General features: G+C 67.1%; 10 protein-coding genes. 9 read left to right on the top strand and 1 reads right to left on the bottom strand.

Annotated features, from left to right (window positions below; translation table 11 throughout):
* The 3 genes from AB0I19_RS19480 to AB0I19_RS19470 all read left to right on the top strand — a co-directional run.
* Nucleotides 1-240: hypothetical protein (locus tag AB0I19_RS19480; RefSeq protein WP_357150405.1), on the top strand; the 240-nt coding region annotated here is incomplete at its 5' end.
* Nucleotides 241-407: 167 nt separating this feature from the next.
* Entirely contained in the window at nt 408-2,147 is a 1,740-nt protein-coding gene (locus AB0I19_RS19475) for a hypothetical protein (protein WP_357150404.1), read from the top strand.
* A gap of 9 nt (nt 2,148-2,156) precedes the next feature.
* Nucleotides 2,157-3,950 carry a dynamin family protein gene (locus tag AB0I19_RS19470; protein WP_357150403.1) on the top strand — a complete coding sequence of 598 codons (1,794 nt, stop codon included), beginning with the start codon at nt 2,157-2,159 and terminating at the stop codon, nt 3,948-3,950.
* A gap of 8 nt (nt 3,951-3,958) precedes the next feature.
* Here AB0I19_RS19470 and AB0I19_RS19465 read toward each other — a convergent pair whose 3' ends face one another.
* Nucleotides 3,959-4,426: a MarR family transcriptional regulator gene (locus AB0I19_RS19465; protein ID WP_357150402.1), complete on the bottom strand. Its 468-nt coding sequence runs from the start codon at nt 4,424-4,426 to the stop codon at nt 3,959-3,961.
* A gap of 84 nt (nt 4,427-4,510) precedes the next feature.
* On the opposite strand from AB0I19_RS19465, the gene AB0I19_RS19460 reads away from it, so the two are divergent.
* From AB0I19_RS19460 to AB0I19_RS19435, 6 genes are all read left to right on the top strand, one after another.
* Nucleotides 4,511-6,061, top strand: a complete 1,551-nt coding sequence (locus tag AB0I19_RS19460; RefSeq protein ID WP_357150401.1) for a DHA2 family efflux MFS transporter permease subunit — start codon at nt 4,511-4,513, stop codon at nt 6,059-6,061.
* Nucleotides 6,062-6,309: 248 nt separating this feature from the next.
* Nucleotides 6,310-8,157, top strand: a complete 1,848-nt coding sequence (gene dnaK / locus AB0I19_RS19455) for a molecular chaperone DnaK (protein ID WP_067484262.1) — start codon at nt 6,310-6,312, stop codon at nt 8,155-8,157.
* Complete coding sequence (gene grpE, locus AB0I19_RS19450; RefSeq protein ID WP_357150400.1) at nt 8,154-8,723, top strand: nucleotide exchange factor GrpE; 570 nt, start codon at nt 8,154-8,156, stop codon at nt 8,721-8,723. Before dnaK ends, grpE begins: the two co-directional genes overlap by 4 nt.
* A gap of 21 nt (nt 8,724-8,744) precedes the next feature.
* Nucleotides 8,745-9,920 (top strand): molecular chaperone DnaJ, encoded by a 1,176-nt coding sequence (gene dnaJ / locus AB0I19_RS19445; protein ID WP_357150399.1) that lies wholly within the window; start codon nt 8,745-8,747, stop codon nt 9,918-9,920.
* Complete coding sequence (locus AB0I19_RS19440) at nt 9,920-10,315, top strand: helix-turn-helix transcriptional regulator (protein WP_067484271.1); 396 nt, start codon at nt 9,920-9,922, stop codon at nt 10,313-10,315. The genes dnaJ and AB0I19_RS19440 overlap by 1 nt, the downstream gene beginning before the upstream one ends.
* A 408-nt stretch (nt 10,316-10,723) precedes the next feature.
* A complete protein-coding gene (locus AB0I19_RS19435) occupies nt 10,724-11,893 on the top strand; it encodes a globin domain-containing protein (RefSeq protein WP_357150398.1) in 1,170 nt (389 codons plus the stop codon).
* Nucleotide 11,894: the final 1 nt, after the last annotated feature.

The raw sequence follows: 11,894 nt of genomic DNA, 5'->3' as shown, positions 1-11,894 counted from the left end.
CTGCTGGTTTGGGTGCGTCTGTGGGTGCTGGTCTGGGTGCTGTCGCTGATGTGTCTGCTGGTTTGGGTGCGTCTGTGGGTGCTGGTCTGGGTGCTGTCGCTGATGTGTCTGCTGGTTTGGGTGCGTCTGTGGGTGCTGGTCTGGGTGCTGTCGCTGATGTTTCCGCCGGTCTCGGTGCGACTCTGGGGACCGGTCTGGGTGCCGCCACCGACGCAACCACAGGCATCGGCGCGACCCTGAACACCACTCTCGACGCGGCAACCGACGTAGCAGCAGGCCTCACAACAGGTTTGGACGCCAGCGTGAACACAGGCCTTACAGCTGCTACCGACATCGCCGCCGACCTGGGCGCTATCAGCAGCACCACAGCTGATTTGGGTGCGACCACTGACATCACCCTCGACGCGGTGACCACCGCAACTACGGGCCTCGGAACCACCCTCGAAGCCGCAACCGACGTAACCACCGACCTCACGGCCGGTCTCGGTGCAGGCGCGGACGCCGCCGTCGACCTAGGCGCCGACGTCACCGCAGGTCTCGGGACGACCACCGGTCTCCTCACCGACGCATCGGCAAACATCCACTCTGCCGTCACCACGACCACCGACACCACCGCAGACTTCGGCCTCGAACTGACCGCCGCCACGAATAGCGCGGTAGGCGAGAGCCTTTCGTTCGGACACGAGTCGGTGATCGGCGCCGCCACCGGTCTCGATTCCGCCCTCGAGTCGGTGGCCACCGCCGGTGCCGACCTCTCCGCAACGGCGGGAACCGACCTTGGAATCGGTGCCACCGTCACAGGTGCACTCGACGCCACCACGGGTGTCGCCGCCGGCCTCGGCACGACTGTGAGCAGCCTGACGACAGCAACAACCGAGACCGACCTCGCCGTCTCCGCAGCACTCGGCGTCACCAACGCTGCCGCCGTCCAGTCGGCGATGTCCGCCAGCACCGCTGCGACTACCGGCCTCGAAACCGGCCTCACGACCGCAGGCTCGATCGGCACCAACGCTGCCGCCGACCTCACCGCCGGTGCTGCTGCGGCGACTTCGCTGACCGGTGCGGTCGCCTCGACCACGCAGATCGGCCTCACCGGCGCAGGCGCCGATCTCTCCACCGGTCTCACGGGCGCTGCCGCGACAGCGGACCTCGGCACTCAAATCGCGGCAGGCTTGTCCACCGGGGCAGCCGCAACTCTCGGCGCGCCCTTCACCGCCGCCCCGGCCACCGGCCTCGAAACCGCCCTCAGCACAGCCTTCAACACCGATCTCTCCGCAGCCTCGACCGTCGACACCGCAGCTGAACTCGTGTCCACCTCGGCCTTCGATACCGCCCTGGTCGGCGCTGCGAACACCACCACCGCGCTCCAGTCGACTCTCACCGGCGCAGTAGCGAACTCGTCCGGCATCGCCACCGGCCTCGGCGGCATCGCCATCACCGGAACCCACGCTTCCGCAGACGCCGCCGCGTCTGCCGCAGCCGGCGCTACCGCGAACGCCGCAGCCGGTTTCTCTACGAACGCCACAGCCGGCCTCGGCGCGAACGCGGCAGCCGGCCTCGGCGCGAACGCGGCAGCCGGCCTCGGCGCGAACGCAGCAGCCGACTTTGCCGGGAACGCGGCGGAAAGCGCGGCCGGTGTGACCGGCACCGCCGCCGCACTGGACGCGGCAGCCACCGCGGCCACCGGTGCCGGAGCCACGGCCACAGGCGCCTTCGACACAACCGCCGACGTAACAACCTCCACCGCAACAGGTCTCGAACTCGGCCTCGGCACAACCCCCGACTGGTCCACCGAAACCGGGGTAGCCGCAGGCCTCGGTTCAACCATCCAGTCCGAGCCGCAACTCGATTCCACCTTCACCACACCCACCGGCCTGGAATCCACCCTCGGGGCGACCAGCGGCTTCGAAACCGCGGCATCAACCGCCTTCACCTCGGAGACCTCCATGAACCTCACCGGCGAAGCGGCCGCCGAGCCCACCTCGACCATCGATTTCACCGCAGCGGCCGACACCTGGTCGACGGTCGACGTGGACAGCGCCTTCGGCCCGGCCCTCGACGATTCCCCGCTCTCCGGTGGAACGGGCCTGCTCGACAGCTCGTTCACCGCCCCGGAGACACCGTTCGACACCCCTGAAGCCCTGTAGTTCAGGCCGATGGATTCGTTGCTGTCGGTTCTCGACAACACCGTCGCGGCGGCTCGCGCCGCGGGTCGCGACGACCTGGTCGCCCGCCTGGAAACGGCGGCGGTCCGGGTGCGCGACCCGCGGCGGCGGATCGTCGTCGCGGGCCAGCTCGATCAGGGCAAGAGCCGTTTCATCAACGCGCTGCTCAATGTCGAGATCTGTCCCGTGGGCGACGACGTCACCACCCGTTTCCCGATGCAGCTCGCCTACGCGCCGCAGCCGCGAGCTGAATTGGTGCTTGCTACAACCGCTTCCGAGGAGGAGCGGGTCGAGTTCCCGATCGAGCACCTCGCGTCGATCGACGAGCGGTCCGCGCAGGGCAAACAGATCCTTCGCATCGAGGTCCACCTCCCCGCCGACCTGCTCGCCGACGGCATAGTCCTCATCGACACCCCCGGCATCGGCGCCCGAACCACGGCGGGCATCCTCGGTGTCCTGGAGATGCTCCCCGCGGCCGACGCCGTCCTTGTGATCTCCGATGCCTCCACCGAACTCACCGCCCCGGAGCTCACCTTCCTGCGGCAAGCATCCGAATTGTGCCCGGCCACAGCGGTTCTGATGTCGAAAACCGACCTCTACCCGCACTGGCGCCAGGTCTTCGAAGCCGACCGGGAGCACCTGCGCAAGGCGAACCTCGACGTCCCCCTGCTCCCGATCTCGGCCCTGCTCCGCTCCCACGCCCTGCGTCTGCAAGACGCGCAGCTGGGCGCCGAGTCAGGTTACGGGCAGCTCTACCAATTCCTGCGCGAGCAGGTGGTCGCCCGCGACGAAGCGGCGACCCGCGCCGCCATCGCTCGTGAGATGTCTTCGGCCGCCGAGCATCTGGCACTGGCTCTGGGCAGCGAACTCGTCGCCCTACGTGATCCGCGACAAGCCGCAGCCGCGGTCGGCGAGCTGCAGTCGGCCAAAGCCCGTGCACAGCAACTGCATCGCCGCACCGCCGCCTGGCAGCAAACCCTCGCCGACGGCATCACCGACCTGGCCGGCGACGTCGACCACGACCTGCGCGAACGTCTCCGCGAGATAGCCCGCACCGGCGAGGAGTGGATCGACGACCACGACCCCGGCCGCCACTGGGGTGCCATCACCGAATGGCTCACCGGCACAGTCGATTCAGCCCTGGGCGACAACCTGCTCTGGGCACACGCCAGAGCGGAGACCCTGGCCGACCAGGTGGCCGAACACTTCCTCGAGCTGGGCGCGGTAGACCTCCCCGCCGCCCTCGACCCCTCCGGCGCCACCCACCGCACCGGCACTCTGGGCGACCTCGAACCCGATATCGGCGTCCTGTCGAAGGTCCTGGTCGGCATGCGCGGTTCCTACGGCGGTGTCCTGATGGTCGGTCTGGCAACGACTTTCGCGGGCCTGGCCCTGCTGAACCCCATCTCTCTCGGCGCGGGCGTGCTCGTGGGCGGCAAGGCATACCGTGACGATAAGCAGGCCCGCCTCACCCGCCGCCGCACCGAGGCCAAGAACGCCGTCCGCCGCTTCCTCGACGACGTGGCCTTCCAAGCGGGCAAAGACTCCCGAGACCGCATCCACCGAATCCACCGCGCCCTGCGCGACCACTACGCGGGCATAGCCGAACGCAGCCTCCGCTCCATCGACGAGTCACTCACCGCCGCCCAGGAGGCCGCTTCCATCCAGGCCAAACACCGCGCCGAACGTACGGCAACCCTCGAACACCAGCTCACCGCCGTAGCCGCTCTGCGCAACCACGCCACCACCCTCGCGGCCCCCACCCGCGTCCCGCTGTCGAAGTAGCCGCCGCTCTAGGTCGACGGCCCGTCCATCGTCGCGCGCAGTCGCGCGATCAGGGTCTCGAACTGTTCGAGCTGGTCGGCCGGGTATTCGGCCAGGATCGCGTCCTGCTCGGCATTGACCGTGTGGAAGAACTCGTCGGCGAGGCGGCGGGCCTGCGCGCTGCACCGCAGTGTCACCACCCGCCGGTCGGTGTGTTCGCGGCTGCGGGTGACGTATCCCGCCTGCTCCAGCCGGTTGATCAGGGTGGTCATCGCCCCCGAGGTGAGCGTGATCCGCTTGCTGAGCAGCGCGGGGGACAGCGGAGTGCCTGCCGCCTCGGCGGCGGCGATCTCCATCAGGGCGAACGCGTCGGTCGAGTGCACGCCGAGGGTCTCGGCGAACCGACGGCCCAATTCGGTGAAACTCGCGCCGTAGCCGATGAGCCCGGCGGCGAGCCGCTGCCGCTGCCTTGCGACATCGCCGGATGTCTTCGCCATGTCGTCCTCTCGTTCGCCGCTCGATTGACAACCTACCGCCTGACAATTAGCTTCATCATAAAGTCACTTGATGATGGAGGTAAATTGTCCACCGAAACCGAGACCCCACCGCTGCGGTTGTGGCTGGGGCTGATCGCCGTCTCGCTCGGCGTCGCGTTGATCGTGGTCGACCTGACGATCGTGAACGTGATCGTCGCGCCGATCGTCGACGACCTCGCGATCACTTCGATTCAGGCGCAATGGATCCAGGAGTCCTACGCGATCGTCTTCGCGGCGCTTCTGCTGCTCACCGGCAGGCTCAGCGATCTGTACGGCGCACGCAGGCTGTTCCTGATCGGCCTCGTCGTCTTCGGCGTGACGAGCCTGCTCGCCGCCCTCGCCCCGAGCGGCGGCCTCCTGATTCTTGCCCGATTCCTGCAGGGCATCGGCGGAGCGATGATCCTGCCGACCTCCCTGGCGCTGGTGAATTCCGCGTTCACCGGCAAGGCGCGCGGACAGGCCTTCGCGATCTGGGGTTCCACGATCGGCGCGGCCGCGGCGGTCGGCCCACTGCTCGGTGGCTGGCTGGCCGACTTCTCCTGGCGCTGGGCATTCGGCATCAATATCCCGATGGTCGCCCTGATTATGGTCGCAGTGCTCTGTTATCTCCCGGTGTCGCCGAGTTCCGTCGGCGGGGTGGATTGGCGAGGCGCCGCGCAGTCGGCACTCGGCCTCGGTCTGCTCGCCTTCGCCCTGATCGAGGGCCGTCACTATGGATGGCTGGTGGTCACCGAGCCCTTGAGTATCGGCGGATTCGCCTGGCGCAGTGGACCTTCTCCGGTCCTCGTCGCACTTGCCGGTGCGATCCTCGCGCTCGGCACGTTCTGGCGCAGGCAAGCCAGGATCGCCGATGGTCACCCCCTGCTCGATGTGCGGCTGTTCGCCATCGACTCGTTTCGCAAGGGCAATGTGGTGACCCTGCTCGTCGGCCTCGGCGAATTCGGCATCATCGCGGTCCTGCCGCTGTGGATGCAGTTCGCCCTCGACTACACCGCCCTACAGGCGGGCCTGGCGCTGGTCCCACTCGCGATCGGCAGTTTCGCCGCCAGCGGCGCGAGCTTCGCGATGACGGTCTCGGCGCTCGGTCAGGTCAGGATCGGCTTGTTGCTGGAAGCCGCCGGTCTCGCGCTGCTCGGCCTGTTCGCCGCCGCCGACGCCAGTTGGTGGTCGATCGCCGTGGCCCTGTTCGTCTACGGCATCGGTGTCGGCTTCGCCACGGCCCAGGTCACCAATGTCGTGCTCGCCGACGTCCCCGCCGAAAGCGCAGGCCAAGGCTCGGGAATCCAGAGCGCCGCACGCGAACTCGGCTCGGCCCTCGGTATCGCCGTCCTCACCACTGTCTTTTTCAGCACCCTCGGCTCCGGCCTTCGTGACCGCCTGACCGACGCGAACATGCCCGAAGCCGAGGCCGACCAGCTGACATCGACAGTCACCGGCAGTGCCGGATCGGTGATCCCGGCCCTCCCCGCAGATGCCGCCGAAGCGGCCCGGACGGCCATGGCGGCGGGTATCGAGGTGTCGAGTTACCTGTGCGCGGGCCTACTGGTGCTTGCCTTGGCGGCTACCGCCTTCGTCGAACCCGCGCGCAAGGCATGAACGATCCGTCACGATCCCGCATCGGCCGCCGTGGTTGAGCGCGGTCGTGGCAAGAATGGCCAAGGGTGTCGGGAAGAATTTTCGGGTGGCGGGAATGAATCGCCGCAGCTGTCGGTTGTGCAGATCAACGATGTTGAGCGCATGTCACTCAAGTTCGGGTTGACGCCCGGCGGAGCCGACAGGCAGGATTGAGCGCATCACGCTCAGCGTTGCTGGGAGTTGTCGTCAATTATCAGGAGGAACCCACTATGGCTCGTGCGGTCGGAATCGACCTCGGGACCACGAACTCTGTCGTCTCCGTGCTGGAAGGCGGCGAGCCGGTCGTCGTCGCGAACTCGGAAGGCTCGCGCACCACTCCGTCGATCGTCGCGTTCGCGAAGAACGGTGAGGTTCTCGTCGGTCAGCCTGCCAAGAACCAGGCCGTCACCAACGTCGACCGCACCATCCGCTCGGTCAAGCGCCACATCGGCACCGACTGGACCGTGGAGATCGACGGCAAGAAGTACACCCCGCAGGAAATCTCCGCGCGCACGCTGATGAAGCTGAAGCGCGACGCCGAGGCGTACCTCGGTGAGGAGATCACCGACGCGGTCATCACCGTCCCGGCCTACTTCGAGGACGCCCAGCGTCAGGCCACCAAGGAAGCCGGTCAGATCGCCGGTCTGAACGTGCTGCGCATCGTCAACGAGCCCACCGCGGCCGCGCTGGCGTACGGCCTGGACAAGGGCGACAAAGAGCAGACCATCCTGGTCTTCGACCTCGGTGGCGGCACCTTCGACGTCTCGCTGCTGGAAATCGGCGAGGGCGTCGTCGAGGTCCGCGCCACCTCCGGTGACAACCACCTCGGTGGTGACGACTGGGACGAGCGCATCGTCAACTGGCTCGTCGACAAGTTCAAGGCCAGCTCGGGCATCGACCTGACCAAGGACAAGATGGCCATGCAGCGTCTGCGCGAGGCCGCCGAGAAGGCGAAGATCGAGCTGTCCTCCAGCCAGAGCACCTCGATCAACCTGCCCTACATCACCGTCGACGCGGACAAGAACCCGCTGTTCCTCGATGAGCAGCTCACCCGTGCCGAGTTCCAGAAGATCACCTCCGATCTGCTGGACCGCACCCGCGCGCCGTTCCAGTCCGTCATCAAGGACGCGGGCATCAACGTGGCCGACATCGACCACGTCGTGCTCGTCGGTGGCTCCACCCGTATGCCCGCCGTCTCCGACCTGGTCAAGGAACTGACCGGTGGCCGTGAGCCGAACAAGGGTGTGAACCCGGACGAGGTCGTCGCCGTCGGCGCCGCCCTGCAGGCCGGTGTGCTCAAGGGTGAGGTCAAGGACGTCCTGCTGCTCGATGTCACCCCGCTGTCGCTGGGCATCGAGACCAAGGGTGGCGTGATGACCAAGCTCATCGAGCGCAACACCACCATCCCGACCAAGCGCTCGGAGACCTTCACCACGGCCGACGACAACCAGCCGTCGGTGCAGATCCAGGTGTTCCAGGGTGAGCGCGAGATCGCCTCGCACAACAAGCTGCTCGGCTCCTTCGAGCTGACCGGCCTGCCCCCGGCCCCGCGCGGCGTGCCGCAGATCGAGGTCACCTTCGACATCGACGCGAACGGCATCGTCCACGTCACCGCGAAGGACAAGGGCACCGGCAAGGAGAACAAGATCAAGATCCAGGACGGCTCCGGCCTGTCCAAGGAAGAGATCGACCGGATGGTCAAGGACGCCGAGGCGCACGCCGCCGAGGACAAGGCCCGCCGCGAGGAGGCCGAGACCCGCAACCAGGCCGAGTCGCTGGTGCACCAGACCGAGAAGTTCATCAAGGACAACGAGGACAAGGTCCCGGCCGACACCAAGTCGAAGGTCGAAGAGGCCATCGCCGACGCCAAGAAGGCGCTCGAGGGCACCGACATCGCCGCCGTGAAGTCGGCGGTGGAGAAGCTGGCCGCCGAGTCGCAGGCTCTGGGCCAGGCGCTCTACGAGGCCAGCGCCGCCGAAGGCCAGTCCGGTGACGGTGCGGGCCCGAACACCGCGGCCGACGACCAGGTCGTCGACGCCGAGGTTGTCGACGAGCCGGTTGATACGGAGAAGAAGTGACCGAGGCCAACTCCGAACAGGAATTGATCGAGGAAACCGTCGAGGAGCCGGACGCCGCTGCGGAGGCGGCGTCCGACACCGAGACCGAACCCGAGGTCGAGGCTGCCCCGGAGAGCGATGAGCTCGCCGAGCGCACCGCCGACCTGCAGCGACTGACCGCGGAATACGCGAACTACCGCCGCCGGGTGGAGCGCGATCGCCAGGCCAATATCGACGCGGCCAAGGCGAGCGTGGTCACCGAATTGCTCGGTGTCCTCGACGATCTGGACCGCGCCAGGGCGCACGGCGACCTGGATTCCGGCCCGTTGAAGTCGGTGGCCGACAAGCTCGAGACCGCGCTCACCAAGCAGGGCCTGGTCGAATTCGGTGCTGTCGGTGACCCGTTCGACCCGACGCTGCACGAGGCCGTGCAGCACGAGGGTTCGGGTTCGGAGCCGGTGATCGGCGTGGTCATGCGCAAGGGCTATCGGTTCGGCGATCGGGTGCTTCGGCACGCGATGGTCGGGGTAACCGATCCCGAGACCGTGGGGGCATCGGATTCGGATGCCGACGCCGATAACGAATAGCGTGAGAGGAGGAGATGCCCGGTGAGTCAACGGGAGTGGATCGAGAAGGACTTCTACAAGGAGCTGGGTGTCTCCTCCGGCGCGTCGCAGGACGAGATCAAGAAGGCCTACCGCAAGCTCGCGCGTGACCTGCACCCGGACTCCAACCCGGGTGACACGAAGGCCGAGGAGCGGTTCAAGGCCGTCAGCGAAGCGAACGCGGTGCTGTCGGATCCGGCCAAGCGCAAGGAGTACGACGAGACGCGGCGCCTGTTCGCCGGTGGTGGTGGTCGCGGTTACGGCGGCGGCTTCACTCCCGGTGCGGGCGGCGGGTTCTCGCAGGAGTTCAACCTGGGCGACATCTTCGGCCAGCCGGGTGGTCCCGGTGCGGGCGACGGTGGCCTCGGTGACATCCTCGGTGGGCTTTTCAACCGGGGCGGGCGCGCGTCGAGCCGTCCGCGTCGTGGCGCCGATGTGGAAACCGAGACCACGCTGGGCTTCCGTGAGGCGGCCCAGGGTGTCACCGTTCCGCTGCGCATGACGAGCCCCTCACCGTGCACCACGTGTCACGGCAGCGGCGCCAAGCCGGGCACCAGCCCGCGCGTGTGCCCGCATTGCAACGGCGCGGGTGTGGTGAGCCGCAATCAGGGTGCGTTCGGTTTCAGTGAACCGTGCGACGACTGCCGCGGTACCGGCTCGATCATCGACGACCCGTGCACCGATTGCGCGGGCACCGGCATCCAGAACCGCACCCGCACCATCACCGTCCGCATCCCACCGGGTGTGAGCGACGGGCAGAAGATCCGGCTCGCCGGTCAGGGTGAGGCGGGCCTGCGTGGTGCGCCGTCGGGTGATCTGTATGTCACGGTGCACGTGAGCCAGGACAAGGTCTTCGGCCGTCAGGGCGACGACCTCACCCTTGTGCTGCCGGTGAGCTATGCCGAATTGGTGCTCGGGACAACCGTTTCGGTGCCCACGCTGGAGGGTCGCGTCGGTGTGAAGGTGCCCCCGGGTACCGCCGACGGGCGTATCCTGCGGGTACGCGGCCGGGGTGTGCCCAAGCGCGGTCCGGCCGGTGGTGCAGGTGACCTGCTGGTGACGGTGAAGGTCGCGGTTCCGCAGGCTCTCGATGCCGAGGCGACCGAGGCCCTGAAGCGGTACCAGGAGGCGGAGAAGGCGAGCGGTTTCGATCCGCGTGCAGGATGGGCAGGTGCTTGATGTCCGATGATCCGAAGTCTGCGGGATCCTCGCGCGCCGAGTTCTTCATGATCTCGGTGGCGGCTCAGCTGGCGGGGATGCACGCGCAGACGTTGCGTACCTACGACCGGCTGGGTTTGGTCACCCCTCAACGTACTTCGGGTGGCGGACGCCGTTACTCGGCTCGCGATGTGGAGCTGTTGCGCGAAGTGCAGCGGTTGTCGCAGGACGAGGGCGTCAACCTGGCGGGCATCAAACGCATCATCGAGCTCACCAATCAGGTGGAGGCTCTGCAGCAGCGGGTGGATGAGATGAGTGCGGAGTTGGAGCGGTTGCGGGCTGGTTACCGGCCCGATCTGTCTCCGCCGCAACGCAGTACCGCGCTCGTGGTGTGGCAGCCACGTCATCGCCGCTGAGGCACGCGTTGCACCGAGCCCCCGGTTCGCTTGTCCGCCACGGCGGTCGCGGATCGGGGGCTCCGTCGTGTGCTGGTCAATCCCCGGCGATCGGCTGGTGACTATCCAGCAACTCATTTATTTTCGATCTTGCCGTCCGGAAGTAGAAGCGCGCGGCGAGGACGTCCGAATTCCGGGCCCAATCGGTCACGTCCACGCCTCATTCACGGGCTCCAGGTCTGTTTCTTTGGCGCGCCACCGGGTCTGTATCCAGTTTTATCAGAATTACATGCGTGATGTTTAAGAGTACGATTCCTAAGCTGGCAAACCTCGCCTAGACTTCTCGCATCGGCTGCTGACGAGTGTCCTCCCAGCCCGTCACTCGCCGGCGCGACAAGCGTTCGATGGCGAAACGAGGTTGTGACACATATGGATTCGCGGACTGTCGCTTTGATCCGTACCACGTTCAAGGCGGTTGCTGCGGAAGAGGGTGGGGCCGAGACACTGGCGAGGTCGTTCTACTCGATCCTGTTCACGGACTACCCCGGTGTCCGTGATTTCTTCCCAGCCGCCATGGATGCCCAGCGCGACCGCCTCGTCCACGCGATCTCCTATGCGCTGGACCGGCTGGAGGAACCCGACAAGCTGTTGCCGTTCCTCGCTCAGCTCGGCCGCGACCATCGCAAGTACGGCGTGCAACCGGCGCACTATGTGGCGGTGGCCAATTCGCTGAAGTCGGCGATCCGCACGTGTGTGGGCGACGAGATGTGGACCGACGAGGTCGCCGCCGCCTGGGACGAGGGCCTGGCCAATATCAGCGGCGCGATGATCGGTGCCGCCGACAAGGAAACCAGCCCCGCCGCGTGGACCGGCACCGTCGTCGAGTGCCGCGAAGTGCTGCGCAACCTGTCGATCGTCCGGGTCCAGCTCGAGCATCCGATGGAGTATGCCGCTGGCCAGTACATCAGTGTCCAGGTGCCCTCGCGTCCGCGTATGTGGCGTTACCTGTCACCCGCCAATCCCGCGAACAGCAACGGCGAGATCGAATTCCACATCCGCAGTGTGCTGGGCGGCTGGGTGAGTCCGGCGATCGTGTCGCACACCACCGTCGGTGACCAGTGGTTACTCGGCGCCCCCCTCGGCGGTCTCGGCGTTCCGCGCAACACCAAGCGCAAGATGCTGATGATCGGCTGCGGCACCGGCATCGCCCCCCTGCGCGCCCAGATCATGGCGATGGCCCAGCGCCGGGTGAACCCGAAGGTCCACCTGTTCGTCGGCGGCCACCACCCCTGCGACCTCTACGACCTTCAGGTCCTGAGCCAACTGGCCGTCGCCAACAAGTGGCTCACCGTCACCCCCGTCACCGAACACGAAGAAAACCCCTGGTGGTACTACGATTCGGGCGAGCCCCAGCCCGAACTTCCCGGCCTGGAACCCCGCATGACCGGCCAGATCGGCAAGGTGGTCGCCGCCTTCGGCCCCTGGGCCGACCGCGACGTCCAAATAGTCGGCTCCCCCTCCATGGTCCAAACCACCAAGTTCCGCCTCATGGCCGCAGGCACCCAAGCCAAATCCATCCGCCACGACCCACTGTTCTGAG

The sequence above is a fragment of the Nocardia sp. NPDC050413 genome (genome assembly GCF_040655475.1).
Taxonomy (GTDB): domain Bacteria; phylum Actinomycetota; class Actinomycetes; order Mycobacteriales; family Mycobacteriaceae; genus Nocardia; species Nocardia coubleae.
Note: the sequence above shows the minus strand (reverse complement) of the source record. Positions and strands in the feature narration are given on the sequence as shown.

Bases quoted from the DNA above. Each gene is read 5' to 3' on its own strand.
- AB0I19_RS19470 (WP_357150403.1), top strand. From the start codon at position 2,157: ATGGATTCGTTGCTGTCGGTTCTCGACAACACCGTCGCGGCGGCTCGC.
- AB0I19_RS19440 (WP_067484271.1), top strand. From the start codon at position 9,920: ATGTCCGATGATCCGAAGTCTGCGGGATCCTCGCGCGCCGAGTTCTTC.
- AB0I19_RS19435 (WP_357150398.1), top strand. From the start codon at position 10,724: ATGGATTCGCGGACTGTCGCTTTGATCCGTACCACGTTCAAGGCGGTT.
- AB0I19_RS19465 (WP_357150402.1), bottom strand. From the start codon at position 4,426: ATGGCGAAGACATCCGGCGATGTCGCAAGGCAGCGGCAGCGGCTCGCC.
- dnaK (WP_067484262.1), top strand. From the start codon at position 6,310: ATGGCTCGTGCGGTCGGAATCGACCTCGGGACCACGAACTCTGTCGTC.